This is a genomic window from Synechococcus sp. H55.8, assembly GCF_047462375.1.
GTDB lineage: Bacteria > Cyanobacteriota > Cyanobacteriia > Thermostichales > Thermostichaceae > Thermostichus.
This window is the reverse complement of sequence record NZ_JANSJC010000025.1, coordinates 1-21506: the sequence shown is the minus strand read 5'-3', so window position 1 is coordinate 21506 and position 21506 is coordinate 1. Positions and strand designations below refer to the sequence as shown.

The following is a 21506-nucleotide window of genomic DNA, read 5'->3' as shown; positions in this document are numbered from 1 at the left end:
AATTGGGTCAAGCCTGCCTAATTTTCTTCAAATAGCCACTGGTGCATCTTGCTCAGGTGAGGCCAAGCGGGACGGCGCTTCCCTCCCTCTGCCAAGTTGGATTTGACCCCCTCGATCTGCTCGGGATCCCGCGCCAAGATTTGCTTGATGGTCTCCACCTGCTGGCGTACCCCCGTTTTTTTCAGCTCCAGCATCGCCAAAGTCAAGTTCACCCGCGGCTGGGCGTCCACCGGATCCAGCTTCACGGCAGTTTGGGCGGCTTTCAGGGCTTTTTCCGCTTGCCCCTCCAAAAGATAGAGCCAAGACAGGCAAGTCCAGGCTGCTGCCGCCTTCGGGGATCCCTTACAGATAGCCTCAAAGGAAGGGATCAGCGTCTTGGCTGCTTCCCCCGCCTCGTAGCGCCGGATCCCTTCCTGAAACAATTCTTCAATGGCTGCGCTCATCGTTCTCAATTGAGCATAATGACGTATTGACAAATGTGCCGCTTTATGGGTGCAAGGCTATTCTTGCCTGTTCGCCCATCTGTTGTAGCGCACCGGTGTCGGGGAGAGGGATCCCTTCTCCTTCCGCCAGCCAGAGCCAGTACTCGATGTTGCCGGCAGGGCCGGTGATGGGCGACCAGGTATAGCCCTGCACCTGCCAGCCGCGGGCCACTGCCGCCTGCATCACCGTCTGCAGCACGCGGGCATGGATGGCCGGATCCCGCACGACTCCCTTTTTGCCCACCTGGCCTCGGCCCGCCTCAAACTGGGGCTTGACCAGCAGCAGAGCCTCCCGCGGCGACCGCAACAGCTTCCACAAAGGATCTAACACCTTGGTTAGGGAAATAAAAGAGAGATCCACCACCGCCAGATCCGCCCAGCTTGGGGTGGGCACCTCGGTTCCGTAGAGATCGGCCGGCTGCAGGTGGCGCAAGTTGGTTCGTTCTTTGAGGATCACCCGCGGGTCGGTTCGCAAAGACCAGGCCAACTGCCCATAGCCCACATCCACCCCATAGACCCGCTGGGCCCCCTGTTTGAGTAGGCAATCGGTAAAGCCCCCCGTGGAGATGCCCGCATCCAAACAAATACGGCCCTGCACCTGAACAGAGAAGGTTTGCAGCGCCCCCTGCAGCTTTTCTCCTCCTCGCGAGACAAAAGCAGGCTTACACTGGATGTGGATTACGGGATCCCCGCTCACCCAGGCTCCAGCCTTCTCCGCCCGCACCCCATTGAGGAGAACTTCGCCTGCGAGGATGGCGCGCTGGGCCTGCTGGCGGGAAGAGAAATATCCCCGCTCCACCAACCAGCTATCCAGGCGCACCCGCTCGGCCATCTCACTACTGCTGTTAACAGCTCCTACCCGATTTTCCAATTTCTCAGGATAGGAGAGCGGGATCCCTCTCGACCAGATCTGGCTTGGCGCCAGCAGAAATTGGCGGGGGATTAGCCAAAGCGTCCGCTCACGTATTCTTCCGTCTCGCGATTGACGGGAGAGTTGAAGATCTTCTCGGTGCGGTCGAACTCCACCATGCGTCCGTAGCGAACCCCTTCGTCGTCCACCTCGGTGTTAAAGAAAGCCGTAAAGTCAGAGACCCGCGCCGCCTGCTGCATGTTGTGGGTGACGATGATGATCGTGTAGCGACGCCCCAATTCCTTAAGCAGCTCCTCAATGCGCAGCGTGGAGATCGGATCCAGCGAGGCGCAGGGCTCGTCCATCAGGATCACTTCCGGCTGAATGGCCAAGGTGCGAGCAATGCAGAGGCGCTGCTGTTGTCCGCCGGAGAGGGAAAGACCGCTCAGCTTTAACTTATCTTTCACCTCATCCCAGAGAACGGCCTGGCGCAACGCACGCTCCACCAGCTCGTCCAGATCCCCCTGATAGCCATTGATCCGTGGCCCAAAGGCTATATTGTCGTAGATAGATTTGGGGAAGGGGTTGGGCTTCTGAAACACCAGGCCAACCCGCCGGCGCACCTCAGAGGGATCCACATCAGGGTCGTAGATATTTTTTCCGTGAAAAATGACCGAGCCTTCTACCCTTGCTCCCGGGATGAGATCGTTCATGCGGTTGAAGCAGCGCAAGATGGTGCTCTTGCCGCAGCCTGAGGGGCCAATGAAGGCTGTGATGTGATTTTTCGGGATCTTCAGGGAAACCTGCTTAACCGCTAGGTGGGAGCCGTAGTAGACGCTCAAATCCCGCGTCTCTAGTTCAACCTCCAAACGGGTGGATTTCTCAGGAGAGCCGGACTTGTCAGAGAGTGGAGAGCGCATAGGAGTACCGAAGGAGATAACGTCACTGCAAAGCCTAGATTGGGTTAAAGCAACAGGTGAGAGGGATTAGATGGTGATGGTTTCCTGCCGACGACTGACGATGAGCCGGAAACTGACTGTGGTGATCAACACCAAAATCACCAGAGCCAAAGCCCCTCCCCAGGCGATCTTCTGCTGGTTTTCAAAAGGAACGAGGGCAAAGTTGTAGATCAACACAGCCAGTGAGGCTACTGGCTTTAACAGACCGCTGGGCCAGAGGAAGCTAAACAAAGCAGTGAAGATCAGAGGCGCTGTCTCACCCGCAGCGCGGGCAATGGCCAACGTCACCCCCGTCAGGATCACCGGCAGAGCTGCCGGCAACACCACGCGAAACACCGTCTGTACCCGCGAAGCTCCCAACGCATAGGCAGCAGCCCGCGTATCTGCCGGCACCAGGCGCAGCGCCTCTTCACAAGACAAGATAATGATGGGCAGAGTCAACACCGATAGAGCCATCCCGCCGGAAAGGGCGGAGAAGGTCTTGGTGGAGAGCACCAGCACCCCGTAGGCAAACACCCCGGCAATGATAGAGGGAACCCCCGTCAACACCTTGATGATGAAGCGCAGAAAGGAAGCTGTGGGGCTGTTTTGGCCAAACTCCGAGAGATAGATGGCAGCAAACAGTCCGATGGGGAAGGTGATGGCGATAGCAATCGACACCACAATAACCGTCCCCAGCACCGCATTGCCAAATCCCCCCACCTGATCGCCGGGAGGAGGGGGAAGTTGGGTCAGCGCTTGCCAGTTCAAGCGCTCGATGCCTCTGGTGAAAACGTAGTAGAGGATGAGAACCAGCACGAAAATGGCAAAGATGCTGGAGAAAACTGTCAGCGCTGTCATTCCTACATCCAAGAAGACGCGCCGCCAGGACTTTGCTCTGCGCTTGAACAAATTGCCTTGCTCTACCGCCTGAACTTGCGTCGTCATGTTCCTCTACTCCCGCGAAGCTGTCAACGCGAACTTGACACGGCGTATCATCAGCTCCGCCGCAATGTTAACTACCAGAGTGATGGCCAACAAAATCAAGGCCACATACATGAGCGCTGCCACCTGCTCAGGGCCTGCTTCTGCGAACTCGTTGGCCAACAGGGCCGGGATGTTGCTGGCAGGAGCCAGGAGCGAGACGCTAATACCGCGGGCATTACCAATTAGCATCGCCACTGCCATCGTCTCCCCCAAGGCACGTCCCAAACCCAAAACCACCGACCCCAGCATGCCGCCAATGGCCGCCGGCAGCACAACACCAAAGATGGCTTCCCAGCGAGTGGCCCCCATCGCATAGGCAGCCGCCCGCAACTCCGGCGGAACGGCCACCAGCACTTCCCTGGCAATGGCAGTGATGATGGGGATGATCATGATCCCCAAGACAACCCCTGCCGTCAGCATCCCCGGCCCCACCGGTGGCGTACTGAAAATGGGCAACCACCTGAAGTTCTGGAACAAGAACATCTGAATCGGGCGAAAGAAGGGAATGAAGATAAACAACCCCCAAATGCCGTAGACCACGCTGGGAATGGCTGCCAGCAGCTCCACCACGATGATCAAGACTGTGCGCAAAGACTTGGGCAAAAAGTCCTCGCTCAAAAAGATGGAGATGCCGAAGCTAAAAGGAACGCCCACGATCAGGGCAATCAGAGAAGTCACCAGGGTGCCGTAGATCTGGGGCCAAGCGCCGTAGTTGTTCTCAACAGGATCCCAGGTGGTGCCCCAGAGAAAGCCCAGCCCGAACTTCTGAATGGCAGGTAGCGACTGAATCCCAATCTCCAGGGCAATCCACAACAGCAGCAAAGCCGAGAAAAAGACGGCAATCCGCGTTGCCCAGATGAACAACCAGTCGCGCCGGCGCTGGAAGACGGGCCGGGGCCGAAATAGAGAACTGCTCTCCGAAAAAGTAGTAGTCATCTGCCGGGTGGGGGGTACAAACTTCTACGGAGTGATGTTTTCCAGAGCAGCCAGAGCTTTCTGCCGCGTTTCTTCCGGCAAAGGCACATAGCCCAGCGGCTCCGCGAAGGATTGCCCTTCCGTGAGGCCGTAGCGGAGAAACTCCTTGACAGCTTTGGAGGTTTCAGCTTTGGGGTAGACTTTGTAGGCCAAGATCCACGTGTAGCCCACAATGGGGTAGGAGTCTTCCCCGGCGGGATCCGGGTCAACCCCCAACAGCCGCTCGTCGAGCTTGATTTTGGCCAGCGCTGCCTGCTCCGTCTCAACTTTGGGGGTGACGAACTTGCCCGACCGGTTTTCCAGGCGAGCGATGTTCAGGTTGTTGAGCTTGGCGAAGCCGAACTCTACATAGCCGATCGCGCCAGGGATCTGCTTAATCTGCTCGGAAACGCCTTCGTTACCGCGAGCTCCCACCCCGGTTGGCCAGTTCACGGAAGAGCCACGACCCACTTTTTGCCGCCATTCCGGGCTAATGGCGTTGAGGTGGGTGGTAAAGATGTCGGTGGTGCCGCTGCCGTCGGAGCGGTGCACAACGGTAATCGGCAAATCCGGGAGAGTCACCCCTGGATTAAGGCCGGCCAGCAGCGGATCGTTCCAGTTCTTAATTTTGCCCAAGAAGATATTCACCAGCGCCAGGCGAGAGAGGCGAATTTCGGGGCCCACGCCGGGGATGTTATAAGCTGGCACCACTGCCCCCCCCACCATCGGCACGGCCACCATGCCCTTGGGAGGGTTGGCTTCACTCTCGATCTGGCTGATCTCTTCGGGACGGGGCACACTGTCGCTGGCGCCGAAATCGACAGTGCGAGCCACAAATTGCCGCCGTCCGGCACCGCTCCCCACCGACTGATAGTTGACTTGGATGTTAGGGTTTTTCTTGCCAAATTCCTGAGCCCAAGTTTGGTAGATGGGAGCCGGGAAAGTAGCTCCAGCGCCGTTGATGGTTACGGTCTGCTGAGCAAATACCCGCTGCCAATTTGCCTGGCTGGCCGCAAACCCAGCAACAGTGGCAGAGACAGACTTCAGGAAAGAACGACGTCCCAAGGAGCGCAGCATCAACATACAGAAATCTCCCAGATGAAGATGGTGTCTCGATCCAACTCTGAGTGCTCTAACCTCAGAACCTGCTCAAGCCGGGCTGATCTCAAAAAAACAAGGGATCCTGTTAAAGATCCTTGCCACTCTGGTTCTTGTCGTTAATGTAATATAACGTTCATCCTTTTTGGTTAACGCGAGGTTAAAATCAGGTTATTTCTGACTACAGCTAGCCCCCCTTGTCGCTCTTTCCAGGGATCCCTTGCAGCGGAGAACACCATCGATCGAAGAAACGCGGCGTGAAGACCCCCGGATTCAAGGGCCTACGGCTGGGCTCTGGGGCCGGCTGAGTTTTCCGAGCTCTTTGGGCTGACATCAGCTTGGCAAATGCTTAGAATGAAAGGCTGTCGAGAAAATCAGTGCTTTCCTCCATGTCTAAACGCAATGTGCAAGTTGTGCTGCGCCAGGCGATCCCTGGCTTGGGCAGCCCCGGAGAGGTGGTGAGCGTCAAGCCTGGCTATGCCCGCAACTACCTTTTCCCGCGGCAGATGGCGGTGCGGCTTACACCTGGGCTTCTCAAGGAGCAGCAGATGCGCCGGGAGCAGGAAGCTGCCCGCAAATTGGCGGAGAAGCAGCAGGCGGAAAACTACAAAAAGGCTTTGGAGACCATCGGTCGCTTTGTCATCCGCAAGAAGGTAGGCGAAAACGATCTGCTTTTCGGACAGGTGACCACCAGCGACATTGCCGAGGTGGTGCTGGCTACCAGCGGCCTCGATATCGATCGCCGCAACATCCTGCTTAATGAAGAAATCAGAAAAACCGGGGTTTACCCCGTGCAGGTCAAGTTACACCCCGAAGTAACGGCTACGCTGCGCATTCAGGTCACGCCTGACTGAGAGCAGGGATCCGCGGAGAGAGGCTCTGTGGCCGGCGGGTATGCTCACTGAGCCCGTTGCTCTGAGGCGTATGGCCGAGAGGCTGGGTTGGTTTTTCTATCCTGGCTTGTGGTGATTAGCGATTACGACTTGACGGGTGGGGATCGGCTTCCGCCTCAAAACATAGAGGCTGAGGAGGAGATCCTGGGGGCTATTCTTCTCGATCCCGAGGCATTGGCGCGGGTGGTGGAGTTCCTGCGTCCCGAGATGTTTTACCTCTCGGCCCACCAGGAGATTTACCGGGCTGCCCTGCATCTGCACAGCCAAGGCCAACCCACCGATCTGATGACGGTTTCTGCCTGGCTGGCGGATCACCACCTTCTGGAGCGGGTGGGGGGGACAGGGGCAATTCGTCGTCTGCTGGAGCAAACGGTTAGCAGCGTCAACATCGACCAGTACGCCCGCCTGGTGGTGGACAAGTACATGCGCCGCCAGTTGATCCAGGTGAGCAATACCCTGGCTCGTCTGGCCTACGACACCAGCCAGCCCCTGTCTCAGGTGATGGATCAGGCGGAGCAGCAGGTGTTTGGCCTCACCCAAGAGCGAGTGCAGCGCAGCCTCATCCCTGCTTCTGAGGTTTTGGTGAACATCTTCTCGGATCTGGAGGAGAAGTTCCAGAGCGGGGCTCAGATCCCTGGGATCCCGACCAAATTCATCGACCTCGACAACCTGACCCAGGGCCTGCAACGCTCGGATCTGGTGATCCTGGCCGGTCGCCCCTCGATGGGGAAAACCAGCTTGGCCCTTAACATTGCCCAAAATGTAGCCGCCTACGTCAGGCAGCCGGTGGCCATTTTCAGCCTAGAGATGTCGCGGGAGCAACTGGTGCAGCGGCTTTTGGCCAGCGAGGCCCGCATCGACAGCAGCCGCCTGCGCGCGGGGCGCATCAGCGAGCACGAGTGGCAGCGTCTGGGGCAGGCGATTGGCTTTTTGTCGCAACTGCCCCTGTTTATCGACGACACTCCCGATTGCACCGTTACGGAGATTCGCTCTAAGGCGCGGCGCTTGCAGGCGGAGCAAGGAGGAACGTTGGGGCTGGTGTTGATCGACTACTTGCAACTGATGCAGGCATCCGCCGCCGACAACCGAGTACAGGAGCTGTCGCGCATCACCCGCGGCCTCAAGGCGCTGGCCAAAGAGCTGATGGTGCCGGTGCTGGTGCTCTCTCAGCTCAGCCGGGCAGTGGAGTCGCGCTCTGATAAGCGTCCGCAACTGGCGGATTTGCGGGAATCCGGCTGCCTGGCGGGGGATACCCAGGTGATGGACGTGGATCGGGGCAAGCTCTGGCGGCTGGAACAACTGGCGGCCCTGCCAGCCTCAGCAGAACTGCCCCGCCTGCTCAGCCTCAACGGGCGCGGGCGCCTGGTGCCCCAACAGCCGGTGAAGGTGTTTTGCAGTGGCCGGCAGCCCACCTGTCTTTTGAAAACCCGCCTCAACTTCTCCATTCACGCCACCGGCAACCATCCTTTCTTGACGTCAGAGGGATGGAAACCCCTCGACGAGCTGCAACTGGAAGAGGAGGTGGCGGTGGTGGTACAGGAAGGGTTGATCTGGGATCCGGTGGTGTCGATTAGCGAGCCGGGGGAGCCCCAGCCGGTTTACGACATCGAAATGCCCCGCCACCACAACTTTGTGGCCAACGGCCTGCTGGTGCACAACAGCATCGAGCAGGACGCCGATGTGGTGATGATGATCTACCGCCCGGAGTACTACGATCCCAACACCAGCGATCGCGGCATTGCCGAGGTGATCATCGCCAAACATCGCAACGGCCCCACCGGCACCGTGCGCCTTTTGTTTGAAAGCCAGTACACCCAGTTTCGCAACCTGGCGGATCCCTATCGCTAAAGGCAAACCCGCTGGTGCCTGGTTCCTCCGGCAATTCCAAGAGCAGGACAGAGGAATGTTAGCTTAGGATAGCTGACAGCTTCAGCCGAGCTCGGCCACTGCCCTTTTTATCCCCTCATGTTTAAAAACGTTTTAATTGCAACCGATTGCCAAGATGGCCTGCAAAGGTTTGGCAAGTGCTTAGATGCCCTACACAGCAACGGCATTCAACGCCTTGTTTTCTTGCACAGCCTGATTTGGAAAGATGACGATATCGGCCTTCCCGAAGACCCCACCCCCAAAATAGAAACCAAGAAAGCCCAGTTTCGCCAGCTTTTGGGCACCATTCCGGAGGGGCTGGAGGCTAAGGTTTTGGTGCAGGTGGGCCAGCCGGTGGATCTGATTTTAAAAGGGATCCAAACTTACAGCTCCGACCTGCTGATCACAGGCATGGGGATCCACAACCTGCTCACGGAAAAACTGTTTGGCAGCACCACCGTGGAGCTGCTGCCTAGGTTGAACATCCCCCTGCTGGTGATGCGCCCGCAACTGCTGGCCGTCTTTACCCTCGAGGAGCTGCGCCTGCGCAGCCGCCACCTATTTCGCTCTCTCCTGGTGCCTTTTGACTTTGAGGAGCCGCGCCGGCAACTGCTCAGCCGTCTCGGCCAACTGCTGCCGGGGACTTCCCAGTGCCAATCGGTTACCCTGCTCTATGTGGTGGATCCCGGCGCCCGCCGCAACCAGGGAACGCCGGTGGAGGTGCTCAAACGCAAGGCTGAGGCCGATTTGGCTCAGGTAGTCGGGCCGTTGAACGAGCAGGTGCAGCCGCTGCAGGTGCGGGCTCTGGTACGGGTGGGATCGCCGCTGCAGGAGATCCTGGCCACCGCTGCTGCCGAGGACGTAACTGCCATCGCCACCGCCTCTCCGCGGGTGGGCAGCTTTTGGGAGTGGTCGGTTCGCAGCCTCACCGGCGAGATCCTGCGGCAAAGTTGGCATCCGGTGTTGTTTTTCCCGCGCGGGTCTTTGGCCCAGTAGAGCTGCCCAATCCTTTTTCTATGCCCCTTTCCTCTGACCAAACCTTGAAAGAACTGTTGCAGGCGGTGGCTCAAGGGAGGCTCTCTCCCGAACAAGCCCTGCAAGCCTGTCGCTTTTTGCCCTTCGAGACGGTGGGGGACTTCGCCCGCGTGGATCACCACCGCCCCTTGCGCACGGGCTTTCCCGAAGCGGTGTGGGGGCCGGGCAAAACCCCTGAGCAAATTGCCCAGATCCTGGAACGGCTGCACCAGCAGGGATCCCTGGCTTTGGCCACCCGCGTCGATCCCTCGGTCTATGCCCAGATCCGCTGCCGCTTGCCCCAGGCGCAGTATTCTCCAGTGGCCCGCCTGTGCTGGATCCCGGCCCAGCAGACCATCCGCCGTCCCGGCCAGATTAGCGTGATCTCCGCCGGCACCGCCGATGTGCCGGTGGCCGAAGAGGCCGCTCTCACCGCCGAGCTTTGCGGGTTTGCGGTCAAGCGCCTCTGGGATGTGGGGGTGGCCGGGATCCATCGCCTGTTGCACCACCGCGCCGCCCTGGAAGCCGATGTGCTGATCGTGGTGGCGGGCATGGAAGGGGCCTTGGCCAGCGTGGTAGCCGGCCTGGCGGACTGTCCGGTAATCGCCGTGCCCACCAGCATCGGCTACGGGGCCAGTTTTCAGGGCTTGGCCGCCCTGCTGACCATGCTTAACTCTTGTGCAGCGGGGGTGGGAGTGGTGAACATCGACAACGGCTTTGGGGCGGCCATTTTGGCAGGCCAGATCCTACGCTGTGGACAACGGCTGGCGGCGCGATTGCCTTCGCCTGCCCCCCCTGAGGAGAGAGAAGGTTAAGAAATGTAAAACGATCCTGAGCCGGACAAGCTATACTCGGGCCATGCTGGGGTTTTGGATTTCTCCGCTGGGAGGCTGTTGCCAAGAATTGAGGGATGGATCCCTTCTCCAGGTATCTTTTGTCAGGTGTCTTTGGGGCGCTTCCTCAACGACAACGACCCTAAAAATCTCCTGGAAGGGGTTGTCGATAGATCTGGGATAGCGGTCTGGGGTTAGCTGCACTGAACGAACGATTTTTTACCGGGTTACATGAAGCTTGCTGCTATGTCAATTGAGGCAATAGATACCACTGTGGCTTTTGTTCAAGGGATAATTCAGTCCTTCACTTGGACAGATCTCTTTTTGGTGGTGGCTCTGGTGTTTTTGGAAGCGGCCCTCTCCGCCGATAACGCCGTTGCCCTGGCGGCTTTGGTCAAGCATTTGCCCACTCCTCAGCAACAAAATCGCGCTTTGCGCTGGGGCATTATCGGTGCCTATGGTTTTCGCATCGCCATTGTGTTTGCAGCGGTTTGGCTGGTGGAGTATCCGCCCGCTCAGTTTCTCGGGGCCTGTTACCTGCTCTGGCTGGCCTGGCAGCATTTTTGCGGGGAAGAAGAAGGATCCGAGCAAGACATCACCCGCCAGGCTAATTTTTGGCAAACCCTGGTGATGGTAGAGCTAACGGATCTAGTCTTTTCTTTCGACAGCATCGCCGCTTCGGTGGGCGTCTCCCGCAAGGCTTGGGTGATCATCCTCGGCGGCATTCTCGGCATCACCTTGATGCGCTACATGGCCTCTTTGTTTTTGCGCTGGCTGGATGAGTTTTCCCGCCTAGAAGATGCTGCCTTTGCCATCATCGCCCTGGTGGGAAGCCTCATGCTGCTGGAGGTGTTTTTCCCCCAAGTTGAGCTCCCGGAATGGGGGATGGTGGTGGCTGTGCTGCCTTTGTTTGTCTGGGGCTTTTCGCAGCGTACAAGCTCCTGCGCGGCAGCCGATGAACAGCCGCAGCCGACCCTGGCCGATCTCAGAGAGTTGCACCCGACCGAAGGGATCCCTGCCAGCCTAGCCCCCCTGCCTGAGGCCGAGCCTGCTCCCGAGCTACAGCCGGACTAAGGGGCCTCACGGACAGCTTGTTCCGGATCCCTGGGCCTGGGAGGTCTGGTGGAGAAGGAGGATCTAAGCCTAAGAGACGAAGGCTGGCAGGTGCTCCGTAGCCTTGGCTGCTGGAGGCAACAGCAGCAAGTTGTTCGCGTAGTGCGACGGCTCTTAAACTAGCAATGGAACGCAAGCCACGGGAGGGAGGCACCCTGATCTTGCAGCTCTGCTGGAAGTGTTGGGCGAAGTACTTCAGAAAGGACATTGGCACCAGCATGAACGGCCAACAGCAGCCGCCGGCGGAGAGTCCCCAACCCCAGTCTGGAGCGGGGAAGGGAGATCCCGTACCCTTGGTGGAGCTACGGCAGGTCTCCAAGCGCTTTGGAACCACGCTGGTGCTTGACCAAGTCGATCTAAAGGTACATCGGGGCGACGCTCTGGGGCTAGTGGGGCCTTCCGGCACTGGCAAATCAACTCTGTTGCGCATCATCGCTGGCCTGACAGAGCCCGACGCTGGCGAAGTGCTCTGGTGCGGCATCCCCCTGCCGGAGATTCAGGCCGGCCACTGCACTCCCCCCTTGCGGGTAGGCATGGTATTCCAGCAGGCGGCCCTTTTCGACTCGCTGACGGTGGAGGAAAACGTCGGGTTTTTGCTCTACGAGCACTCGCGGCTGCCGCGGGCACGCATTCGGGAGCTGGTGGCAGCCAAGCTGGAAGCAGTGGGGCTGGCGGGTAAGGAGAACAGCCTGCCGGAGGAGCTCTCGGGGGGGATGCGCAAACGGGCCAGCTTCGCCCGCGCTATTATGGAGGATCCTTCTCTGCCCCAGGACGAGCCGCAACTGCTGCTCTACGACGAGCCCACGGCGGGCCTGGATCCCATTGCTTCCACAGTGATTGAAGACCTCATCCGGGATCTGCAGCAGGTGAAAAAAGCTTGCGAGAGCTACATTGTGGTGACCCACCAGCACAGCACCATCTACCGCGCCACCGACCGCATCGTGCTCTTGGCCCAGGGGCGGGTGCAGTGGGAGGGATCCGTGCAGCAGATCGAAACGTGCGATAACCCCTTTGTGCGGCAATTTTTCAGCGGTAGCGTAGAAGGGCCGATTCAAGTGGCAGGGCAGGTGTGATGCGTTCGCGAGCAATCCGAGAAGGGGCGGTGGGCCTGTTGATCCTGGCAGGGGTGCTGGGCTTTGCCGGGCTGTTTTTGTGGATCTACAACTTGCGCTTCGGCAGCCGCGGCTTCCAGTTTACCGTCACCTATCCCAACGTATCTGGCCTGGCGGAAGGCTCCAGCGTGCGGCTGCGGGGGGTAGCCGTGGGGCGGGTGGAGCGGATTTTGCCCCAGGCGGCCCGAGTGGAGGTGCAGGTGGCCATCGACCAGCCGCTGGCCATCCCCCGCGACGCCCTGTTTGTAACCACCCAGACGGGGTTGGTGGGGGAGACGGTGATGGATATCCTGCCCCGACGCGATGCCCCGGCAGCGGGATCCCCGCTGGCAGCCGATTGCGACCGCAGCCAAATCATCTGCGCTGGGGATAGGGTGGAGGGCACACCGGGGGTAGATTTCGGCCAGTTGCTGGTTCAGGTGGATCGGCTGGTGACGCGCATCAACAACGACGAGTTCTTCGCTACCCTCAACGCCACCCTAGAAGGGATCACCCGCGTCGCCAACAGCGTGGCCGATCTCTCAGAAACTGTAAAAGAGCAAGTAGCTGCCCTGCGCACGGAAGATCTGGACTTGTCGCAATTTACCTCGGCTGCCACGGCTATCCAAGACGCGGCTGGGGCTGTGAGAGGAACGGCCCGCAGTTTTCAAGCGGCTGCCGATCAGTTCACCCTTCTGGTGGAACAGAACCGCACCTCTCTCCGTGCCGCCCTGGAAAATATCCAGCAGGTGAGCGCCGATCTGCAAGCCATGTCGAGCGCGGTTCGCCCGCTGCTGACGGATCCGCAACTCCAGGCGGATGTGCGCCAGATCCTGGCCGAGGTGCGAGCGGCGGCGGAGAACGTGTCCCAAGCTACCGAAGACCTGCAGCAGATTGCCGCCAACCTCAACGATCCGGGCACCCTGGCGACCTTGCGCCAAACCCTGGACTCGGCCCGCATCACCTTCCAGAATGCGCAAAAGATCACCGCCGATATCGACGAGCTGACGGGGGATCCCCAGTTTCGCCGCGGCCTGCGAGAGCTGGTGCTGGGGCTGAGCAACTTGGTCTCCAGCGCCCCTAAGGCCTCCGGCCCGCTTACGCGAACAGAAGACGGGATCCAGCCTGCTGCAGCCCAAGAGTATCGCTTCCGTTTTGCGCCCGTTTCTTTTGCCCTGGCCCTTGAGGAGCAGCAGCCCGTTCCCTAGGAGGAAGCCAGGATCCCTGCCGAGGTCTGCTCCCGCAGCGGCGGCAAAAGCCATTGAAGGGATCCGGAAGCTGGGGTAGGCTTTGCGGATAGGGTGCTTTGCACCGCTGGCGTGGCTGAGGTTGAGGTGTGAGGAATGTGCGGCATTGTCGGCTATGTGGGCTTTCAGTGGGCGGCTCCTATCCTCTTGGAGGGCCTGCGCACTTTGGAATATCGGGGCTATGATTCCGCCGGCATTGCCACGGTGGATCCAGAAGAGGGCTTGAGGATCGTGCGGGCCACCGGCAAGCTGCACAACCTGCTGGTGAAGCTTACCGCCAACATGCCCACGGCCAAGGTGGGGATTGGCCACACCCGCTGGGCCACCCACGGCGGTGTTAGCGAAGAAAATGCTCACCCCCACTGCGACGCGCGCGGGCGCATCGTGGTCATCCAAAACGGCATTGTCGAGAACTACCTGGAGCTGAAGGAAGAGCTGCTGCGGCGAGGGGTTGGCTTTCGCTCCCAAACCGATACCGAAGTCATCGCCCAACTGCTGGGCCTCTACACCGAGGAGCTGGGCTGCTTCGAGACGGCCTTTGGCAAAGTCATGGGGCAACTGCGGGGGGGAAATGCCGTGGTGGCTTTGGATCGGGAGGCGCCGGATCGGTTGATTGCCGCCCGCCTGGGCAACGCCGGCGCTGTGGTCGTCGGCGAAGGGGAGGGGGAGAACTTCGTTGCCTCGGATCTGCCCGCCATTGTCCGCCACACCCGCAGGGTGGTGTTTCTGGAAGATGGGGAGATGGCCATCCTCACCGACTCCAGCGTGCGCTACCTGCGCATCAGCGGCGAGGAGCTGCGCAAAACCCCCCTCACGGTGGCCTGGGATCCCGTCTCGGCGGCCAAGGGCGGCTACAAGCACTTCATGCAAAAAGAGATCTACGAGCAGCCGCGCACCACCACCGATACGCTGCGGGGGCGGGTGGATCTGGAAGAGGGGCGGGTGACTCTAGAGGAGCTGGCGCTAACAGAGGCGCAACTGGCCCAGACGGAGCAGATTCATGCCGTGGCCTGCGGCACCGCCTGGCACGCCTGTCTGGTGCTCAAGTACTTTATCGAGAGCCTGGCCCGCATCCCGGTGCAGGTGGATCATGCCTCCGAGTTTCGCTACCGCCAGCCGGTGCTGCGCCCCCACAGCCTGCTTGTGGCCCTCACCCAGTCGGGCGAGACCGTCGATACGCTGGCGGCCATGAGCGAGGCCCGCGCCCAAGGGATCCCCACCCTGGCCATCGTCAACGCCATCGGATCCCAGGCCACGCGCCTGGCGGATGCCGGAGTTCTCTACATTCACGCCGGGCCGGAGATCGCCGTCGCCTCCACCAAGGTATTTACCGGCATGCTGGTGGCGGGATACCTGCTGGCCCTGCAACTGGCCCAGGCCAAAGGGATCCTCAACCCGGCCCAGATCCGATCCCACCTGCAAGCTTTGATCGAGCTGCCGGGCAAGATCAGCCTGCTCCTGAAAGATGCCGCCCTCTACGACCAGTTGGCGGAACAGTACCACCACGTCGCCGACATGCTCTACCTGGGCCGCTGGGTCAACGCCCCCATAGCCCTGGAGGGGGCCCTGAAAATGAAAGAGGTCAGCTACATCCACGCGGAGGGCTACCCGGCAGGGGAGATGAAGCACGGCCCCATCGCCCTCATCGACGAGCGCATGCCGGTGGTGTGTATTGCCACCCGCGATCCCGTCTACGAGAAGATGCTCTCCAACATCGAACAGGTACAGGCGCGGGGAGGGCGGGTGATTGCCCTGATCAACCCAGAAGATACCCAGGTGAGGGAGAAGGCCGACCACGTCATCGAGGTGCCCAGCACCACACCCCTGTTGTCGGCAGTTTTAAATGTCATCCCCCTGCAGTTGTTTGCCTACGCCATGGCGCTGCGCCGCGGGGCCGATGTGGATCAACCCCGCAACCTGGCCAAGTCGGTAACCGTCGAGTAGTGGCTGCCGACCTTGTCAGGGCCGGCCTCTGGCTTTTGTAAAATCGGGCAGATCACGTCATCCTCGGCTGGAGATCCCGCTGGGATCCGCCAATCGGAGAGGAGGCTTTCAATTTGGCCTTTCAGAGTTTGCAACTCCGCTATCCGCTCTTCGATCTGACGCAGCTTCTCCTGCAGGTGTTGGCGGATCTCCGGGCAGGGCTGTTCCCCCTGGTCGTGGAGCTGCAGGATCTGGCCAATTTCTTCCAGGCTTAGCCCTAGGCTCTGGCAGCGGCGGATGAAGGCCAGCCGCCCCAGCACTGCCGGATGGAAGAGGCGATAGCTGGACTCCGACCGCTGCACCGTTGGCCGCAGCAGGCCCAGCGACTCGTAGTAGCGCACCGTGCGCACCGGCAACCCCGCCGCTGCTGCCACCTGGCCAATCTTCAAGCTGGCCGACGCGCTAAAGGATTCCGTCCCGCTGACGCGAACGGCAATTGCAGGACTGAACATAGCACCACCAGCTCCCCAGAAGCTTCAGCTTAACAAAGCCAGCCCCGTAGCCGGATCCCCTGCCGAGACCAAATTGGCTCCTGCTGAGAGAGGCGGGAATACCTCAGCTTTTGCTGCCCATCTCGGCGGCTTGGATCAAGGCTCTGGCCCGCTGCTGATCCAACTTGGCCTGCAAACGCTCCTGCTTGTCGCTGCTGGTATTCAAAACTTGGCTCGCTTCGTCCAAGAGGGCCTGAGCTGCGGCCTTGTCCACTTTTTCTCCCCGCTCGGCGCGGTTAACCAGAACGGTTACCTCGTTATTTTCCACTTCCGCAAATCCGCCCATCACGGCAATGGCCGACCACTTGCCACCGGCCTTGACCCGCATGACTCCATTGCCGATAGCAGTTAAGAGAGGAGCATGGTTGGTGAGGATGCCCAATTGACCTGAGGTGGCAGGGAGGATCACTTCCTCAGCGGGGGCATCCCAAACGATGCGGTCGGGAGTAATCACGCGAACCATCAGCGTCACGGCAGATCTCCTAGAGGCTTGAGCTGGACATCCTTAGATCCTACTGGATCACATCGACACTCCCGCCGACTTCGGTCGGGGGATCCCTGCGCAGCCCAAGACCGTTCGCGAAGCGGGACGATGTCCCCCCCCTGTAACGGCATAGTGAGCGAGACTTAACCTAGGCATAACCTTGCCTTTACTTCAGTCGGGAAGGCAAGCGGTATGGTGTTGTCGGGAACACCTGTCTCTTGCCGTGAACTCAGCACTGATGGCCAACCCCGCTGCTGTGGGTTCGCAGGAGAAAGCCCAACGACCAGTGTGCTCAGTTTGCTCTAGCGGAGCCAGTTTATGCCTGAAACGATGCCCGGCCATTTTGCTGCCGGCCTGCCTACACGGGAGCGTCAACTACTAGAAGATCTCTACCGAGGCCGCAGCTTATCTCCCTACAGTCCTGGACAGGTTATCCCTTTGTTTGCGGATGAATGGGTGATCGTCTGTCGGGGCGTGGTACAGTTGACGACTCTCTATCCCAATGGCGGCGAGGCGCTGTTGGGATTTGCCGGCCCCTCCATGCCGCTGGGATCCCCGCTGACGATGTTGGATCCCTACCAGGCCAAGGCATTGACGGCGGTTGACGTGTTGCGGCTGTCGGCAGCCGAGGTGGAAGCCTCAGCAACCCTGAGCCAAGGGCTGCTCAAGCAGGTGGTGCGGCGGCTGCGCCAAACCGAAGCGCTGCTGGCCCTAGCCGGGCGGCGGCGGGTGGAAGAGCGGCTGCGCCAGTTGCTCTCCCTATTGGCGGTGGAGTTGGGATCCCCGGTGGCGACGGGGGTGCGCCTGCAGGTGCGCCTTACCCACCAAGACTTGGCCAATGCCATCGGCACCACCCGCGTCACCATCACCCGTCTTTTGAACCGTTTCCGCCAGCAAGGCTGGATCGCGGTGGACAAGAACCGCCACCTGGTTATCAAGCTTGGGCACGCCTCTTGACAGCCCCAAAGGGCAAGGATTCTCCCAGCCTCATCGCCTTAGGGTTACTGGTCCCACCACAGCACATACTGTTCGGAAGAGCGCGGGGCTTCCTGCCGATTTGCTAAGGCCAGCTCAACCCAGAGTTTGGTCGGCTGGCCCAGCGCTTCAAGCATCCACCACTTCAAAGGCCCACAGCCCCCGCTCGGCAGGGATCCGATGCAACCGGCCTTGAGGAAAGCGCCGCTGCAGCGCTGCCCCTTGCTGATCCCATACCCCCTGGTTCAGGAACAGGGTAAACGGCGGCTGTAGGTCTTGGGTGGGCAAGGCCTCAGGGGAAAAGACCTGCACCTGCTGTCCCGGCCCGGCAAAAAATTGGATCCAACTCTGCCAATAGATAGGCTCTCCCCAACTGAAATAGGGGTAGGCGGCGCTGGCTGCCAGGTAAAAGCGGTGGTCGGGATCCCCTTGTCGGGCCGCCACGTAGCGCCCGGTAGCTCCCACATCGTTGCCCTGGATCCAGCCCTTGTGAACAAAATCCCCAAAAATCGCCAAGTTCCATCCCCCGATCACCAGGATCGCCCCCGCCATCGCCACTGCCGGCAGCCACTTCCTCCCTGAGGATCCCCAACGTCCCAGGAGAGCTACCAGCGCCTGGATCCCTTCCAGGGTTAGGTAGGCTACAAAGGGCAGGATCACCAGCAGGCGGGTATAGTTGGGGGCTTTGGTGATGGCCAAGCTAAACAGCAGATAGAGAAATAGGAAACTGCCCATACAAAGCCAGTCGTGGGGTTGGCTGCGCCCCTTCCAGAGGCGGTAGAGGCCGGATCCCAAGCCCAGCCAGAGCAAAACCCCCGTCAGCGGATCCACAAAGGCATGGCCATAGTTGGGGTAGATATAGCCCCGGTCGTGCTGGCCGGGGTCGTTAAACATGCTCAGGCCGTTGCGGATGTTGCGCCACACCGCCTCGGCTGGTGTAGCCGCATTGACCCACATCTGCTGCAGCGCCCGCCCTTCCGGGAAAAAGAGAAATTGCTGGCGGGCATACTCGGTGCTGGCCGGCGGAGAAGTAGCCGTGGCCACCAAGATAGGTGCGGCCACCAGAAAAAAACCCAGCGCCGCCGGCAGCGTCAGCTTGGCCAGGGCCCAAACGGGGTTGACCTGCTTATTCCCCTCCTGCAGATCCTCCCGGCCCAGGAGCAGGTAGAGGCCGCCAAACAGCAACCCCAGCAGGATGACCACCCGCCCCGGCAGATAGCCGTAGAGGGAGAAGGCCGCTGCCCCTCCCCCCAAATACAAAAGCAGGGGATTTTTTTCCCGCACGCCCTTTAAGATCAAGGCTAGAGCTGCACACTCCACCAGCACAATCAGATTCTCTCGCATCGCCATGCGGCTGATGCCCAGCAGAGCGTGGTTGGATCCCAAGAGGATCGCCCCCGCCAAGGCCAGCCGGGATCCCCAGAAGGCGCGAAAAAACCCGTAGGCCACCAGGGTGGTGATCACCCCGAAGGCGGCATGCACGGTGCGCACATTCACCAGCGTGACTCCCCCCATCAGCCGCGTCAGGCCGCCGAAGAGGCTGAACATAAAGCGGGGAAAATAGAAATACTCCGGCATCAGCCCAAAGATATCGGGGTAGCGCACTCCTGAGGCCCGCCGCGCCATGGAGGTGATGACGATCTCGTCGGTGTTGATTTGAAAAGGGATGTTGGCCAGGTCGTAGAGGTAGATGGGGGCGAAGACCAGCGCCAGCAGCCCCAGGTGCAGCAGCTCCTGACGCCAGCGCAGCCGCGTCGGATCCCAAGGGAGCTGAGCCGGAGGAAACTGGGCCACATACAGCCCCACCAGCAGGATACTTAGCAGCCAGATACCCATCTGCAGCACGTGGTAGCCAAGCACCCCGTACCAGAGGATCAGGGCTATGCCCAAGCCCAGGCCGGATCCCAGCAGAGCCGGACGCCGGGAAGTTGCCAGCGTATCCCAAACCGCCATAGATTGGAATGAGGAACCGAATCTTTCCCAGCCTATCAGGCACCTGGCGGCGTTCGATCCCTCGCCCCCGGCCCCTCTCTATGCAGTATCAATAACCCCGCATCGGCTCCGTCTCTCGCTCCAGTTCCGGCTCCATGAAGTTGGACGGGTCGTAAAGGAAGCGGTTGACCTCGTCTTCAAGGCGGTAGATCTCAAAAGGCTGCAATTGCTTGCCAGTTCGCAGAGCCAGCAGGTAGCCATCCACCAGCAGGCGCAGCTCGTCGGTGCGCCGATAGCCGCGATGCCAACTGTCCACCAGCGCGTCGGTCAAAGCCTGATAATGCCGGATCAACTTCGGGTCTTGCAACATGGTGTTCCCTTGCCCTGCTTGTTTCTATCCTAACTTTTGATATCTGTTTGTGATCAGGAGTTGCGAAGGGATGGGAAGCTGTAGGGTCTTAAGCTTTTACTCCCCCCAACTCCCCTCGACAATGGGAAGGTGCAGCCGTGAGGGGGTGTCGCCGCCGCTGTGAAGAGTAAGGGTGAGAATGCGGGCCTCAATGAGCCGCTCTTCCCGCATCCCCGTACCTGTATTGACGGAATAGGCCGGGAAACAGGCCGCACTGAGGCTGAGACGCAGGGCGTGGCCGCGGGGAATGCGGATGCAGGCGGGCTGACAGGGGATTGAGATGGGGGCATTGGGCTGGGGATCCCGCAGACGGCGGTAGCCCTGGGAAAAGTTGTACACCTGGCCGTCCGGCCTGACCACGGAGAGCACGGCACAGAGATCAAAGCTGGGGCTGTCGGCTTCGACGTAGAGCTCTGCCGTGATATCCCCCGCCAGGAGGAGGTCGGTTTCCAGAGGGGGAGTGGTGTAGGTGAGAACATCGGTGCGGCAGTCGAGGGCAGAGCGCTCTTGCGGCCCGGCAGGATAAACCAGGTGACCCCCCAAAGCCGGCACCGGTCGCCAGGGATCGTGAACAAAAGTATCCGACTGTTGCCTCAGTGGGGGTTCCGGGCGGAGGGATCCCTCAAGTTCGGAGAGGGCAGCCAGGCCGGTGCTGTGCAGGTAAAAAGCTTTTGGCTCCGGGGTGGGCCAGGCCTCTAAGCTGCGCCAGCGGTTGGATCCCATCTCGAATAGGCGCACCGGCAGCTCCTGGAGGATCCCGGTGTCCTTGCCTTTGAGGAACTGGTCAAACCAGCGCACCTGCAGCCGATCGATGGGGCTGACGGCCTCGGGGCCAAAGTCCAGCGCCCCCACCCTGCGCCCCCACGGCAGGTGGGCCCAAGGGCCGATGATCAGGTGTTGCGGGTTTTGGCTGCGGGCACTCATCTCCCTGTAGAGGCGCAGGCTGCCACTCAGATAGCTGTCAAACCAGCCGCCAATGTGCAACATCGGCAGATCCACCACCTCTAGCCGAGGGGAGAGCTGGCGCCAGTAGTCGTCGGGTTCGCTGTGCTCCAGCCAGTCGAAGTAGTAGGACTGGGGCGCGTATTGCTGCAGCACGCCCGGCTTGAGGGGGATGGGATCGTAGAGGGGCAAGTTGCGGGAGGCTTTGAAGAGGGCCTGGTAAGCGTTGGCCTCTCCCCGCCGGCGGGCTCCCTCAGCTTCCAGTTGCAGCGCCCAACTGAGGTTGTTGGAGAAGGCAAAGGCTCCCCCCGGGTAGGCGGCATCGGCGTAGAGATCGTAGGGCAGCATCGCCGGGCAGATGGCCTTCAAGGCGCTGGGACGGCTGGAGGCGGCATAGAGTTGGGTCATGCCCTGGTAAGAAAAGCCGTACATGCCCACCACACCGTTGCTCCCTGGCAAAGCAGCCGCCCAGTTGACCGCGTCAAACCCATCTTCAGCTTCGTGGCGGAAGGGGTAGAAGGAGCCCTTGGAGGTGCCCCGCCCCCGCACATCCTGGATGACAACGATATAGCCATGGGCCGCATACCAGCGCGGATGGGCGTACACCACCGTCGAGGCAATGGCCCGCCCGTAGGGCTGCCGCATCAGCAAGACCGGGTAGCTCCCCCCGCCTTCTGGGCGATAGACATCCGCATCCAGTTGGATCCCGTCGCGGGTGAACATGGAAACGGTTTCGCGGGGGCGCACAGGCAGCATGGTTGGGTAAGGTCAGCGAAATTTGCCGAAGAACTAGGCACAGGGATCCCTGGAGAGCTCTTCGATAGAAAATTCCGGGAGATAGAAGCATTATGAACTACCCCACCGCGCAGGCGGGTGGGGTTTCCCCATCCGCTTTACGGCGAGATTTTTGTCTCTTCCTCTGCC

Annotated in this window: 20 protein-coding genes; 9 read left to right on the top strand and 11 right to left on the bottom strand. The window is 60.4% G+C overall.

The window, feature by feature from the left end; genetic code table 11:
* Positions 1-17 precede the first annotated feature (17 nt).
* From NW862_RS10545 to pstS, 6 genes are all read right to left on the bottom strand, one after another.
* Positions 18-443: a hypothetical protein gene (locus NW862_RS10545; protein ID WP_414333582.1), complete on the bottom strand. Its 426-nt coding sequence runs from the start codon at positions 441-443 to the stop codon at positions 18-20.
* A 43-nt stretch (positions 444-486) separates the two neighbouring features.
* Positions 487-1314 (bottom strand): TlyA family RNA methyltransferase, encoded by an 828-nt coding sequence (locus NW862_RS10540; RefSeq protein ID WP_414333580.1) that lies wholly within the window; start codon positions 1312-1314, stop codon positions 487-489.
* A 110-nt stretch (positions 1315-1424) separates the two neighbouring features.
* On the bottom strand, positions 1425-2252 hold the full coding sequence (pstB, locus tag NW862_RS10535) for a phosphate ABC transporter ATP-binding protein PstB (protein ID WP_414333579.1): 828 nt from the start codon (positions 2250-2252) through the stop codon (positions 1425-1427).
* Positions 2253-2318: 66 nt separating this feature from the next.
* The gene (pstA, locus tag NW862_RS10530) at positions 2319-3218 is read right to left on the bottom strand and encodes a phosphate ABC transporter permease PstA (protein WP_414333577.1); all 900 of its coding nucleotides are present in this window, start codon (positions 3216-3218) and stop codon (positions 2319-2321) included.
* A gap of 6 nt (positions 3219-3224) precedes the next feature.
* Positions 3225-4193, bottom strand: a complete 969-nt coding sequence (gene pstC, locus NW862_RS10525) for a phosphate ABC transporter permease subunit PstC (RefSeq protein WP_414333575.1) — start codon at positions 4191-4193, stop codon at positions 3225-3227.
* A gap of 24 nt (positions 4194-4217) precedes the next feature.
* Positions 4218-5294, bottom strand: coding sequence for a phosphate ABC transporter substrate-binding protein PstS (gene pstS / locus NW862_RS10520; RefSeq protein ID WP_414333573.1), 1077 nt, complete (start codon positions 5292-5294; stop codon positions 4218-4220).
* Between the two features lie 404 nt (positions 5295-5698).
* Between pstS and rplI the strand changes: the two genes are divergently transcribed.
* The 8 genes from rplI to glmS all read left to right on the top strand — a co-directional run bounded on the left by rplI (position 5699) and on the right by glmS (position 15310).
* A complete protein-coding gene (rplI, locus tag NW862_RS10515; protein ID WP_414333571.1) occupies positions 5699-6163 on the top strand; it encodes a 50S ribosomal protein L9 in 465 nt (154 codons plus the stop codon).
* A 129-nt stretch (positions 6164-6292) separates the two neighbouring features.
* Positions 6293-8050 carry a replicative DNA helicase gene (gene dnaB / locus NW862_RS10510; protein WP_414333599.1) on the top strand — a complete coding sequence of 586 codons (1758 nt, stop codon included), beginning with the start codon at positions 6293-6295 and terminating at the stop codon, positions 8048-8050.
* A gap of 117 nt (positions 8051-8167) precedes the next feature.
* Positions 8168-9064, top strand: a complete 897-nt coding sequence (locus NW862_RS10505; protein WP_414333569.1) for a universal stress protein — start codon at positions 8168-8170, stop codon at positions 9062-9064.
* A gap of 20 nt (positions 9065-9084) precedes the next feature.
* Entirely contained in the window at positions 9085-9897 is an 813-nt protein-coding gene (gene larB / locus NW862_RS10500; RefSeq protein WP_414347567.1) for a nickel pincer cofactor biosynthesis protein LarB, read from the top strand.
* Between the two features lie 249 nt (positions 9898-10146).
* The gene (locus NW862_RS10495; RefSeq protein ID WP_414368874.1) at positions 10147-10989 is read left to right on the top strand and encodes a TerC family protein; all 843 of its coding nucleotides are present in this window, start codon (positions 10147-10149) and stop codon (positions 10987-10989) included.
* 257 nt (positions 10990-11246) lie between these two features.
* Positions 11247-12101, top strand: a complete 855-nt coding sequence (locus tag NW862_RS10490; protein WP_414333565.1) for an ABC transporter ATP-binding protein — start codon at positions 11247-11249, stop codon at positions 12099-12101.
* Positions 12101-13327 (top strand): MlaD family protein, encoded by a 1227-nt coding sequence (locus tag NW862_RS10485; RefSeq protein ID WP_414427162.1) that lies wholly within the window; start codon positions 12101-12103, stop codon positions 13325-13327. The genes NW862_RS10490 and NW862_RS10485 overlap by 1 nt, the downstream gene beginning before the upstream one ends.
* A 135-nt stretch (positions 13328-13462) precedes the next feature.
* Positions 13463-15310: a glutamine--fructose-6-phosphate transaminase (isomerizing) gene (gene glmS, locus NW862_RS10480; protein ID WP_414337327.1), complete on the top strand. Its 1848-nt coding sequence runs from the start codon at positions 13463-13465 to the stop codon at positions 15308-15310.
* Here glmS and NW862_RS10475 read toward each other — a convergent pair.
* Both NW862_RS10475 and atpC read right to left on the bottom strand, forming a co-directional pair.
* The gene (locus NW862_RS10475; RefSeq protein WP_414427161.1) at positions 15271-15801 is read right to left on the bottom strand and encodes a heavy metal-responsive transcriptional regulator; all 531 of its coding nucleotides are present in this window, start codon (positions 15799-15801) and stop codon (positions 15271-15273) included. The genes glmS and NW862_RS10475 overlap by 40 nt on opposite strands.
* Positions 15802-15904: 103 nt before the next feature.
* The gene (gene atpC, locus NW862_RS10470; protein ID WP_414333559.1) at positions 15905-16312 is read right to left on the bottom strand and encodes an ATP synthase F1 subunit epsilon; all 408 of its coding nucleotides are present in this window, start codon (positions 16310-16312) and stop codon (positions 15905-15907) included.
* A 330-nt stretch (positions 16313-16642) separates the two neighbouring features.
* Between atpC and NW862_RS10465 the strand changes: the two genes are divergently transcribed.
* Entirely contained in the window at positions 16643-17281 is a 639-nt protein-coding gene (locus tag NW862_RS10465) for a Crp/Fnr family transcriptional regulator (protein ID WP_414333557.1), read from the top strand.
* 147 nt (positions 17282-17428) lie between these two features.
* Here NW862_RS10465 and NW862_RS10460 read toward each other — a convergent pair whose 3' ends face one another.
* From NW862_RS10460 to NW862_RS10450, 3 genes are all read right to left on the bottom strand, one after another.
* The gene (locus NW862_RS10460) at positions 17429-19252 is read right to left on the bottom strand and encodes a hypothetical protein (RefSeq protein WP_414427160.1); all 1824 of its coding nucleotides are present in this window, start codon (positions 19250-19252) and stop codon (positions 17429-17431) included.
* Positions 19253-19340: 88 nt separating this feature from the next.
* Positions 19341-19601, bottom strand: coding sequence for a DUF6761 family protein (locus NW862_RS10455; RefSeq protein ID WP_414333553.1), 261 nt, complete (start codon positions 19599-19601; stop codon positions 19341-19343).
* Positions 19602-19697: 96 nt separating this feature from the next.
* Positions 19698-21338, bottom strand: coding sequence for a CocE/NonD family hydrolase (locus tag NW862_RS10450; protein ID WP_414427159.1), 1641 nt, complete (start codon positions 21336-21338; stop codon positions 19698-19700).
* Positions 21339-21506 lie beyond the last annotated feature (168 nt).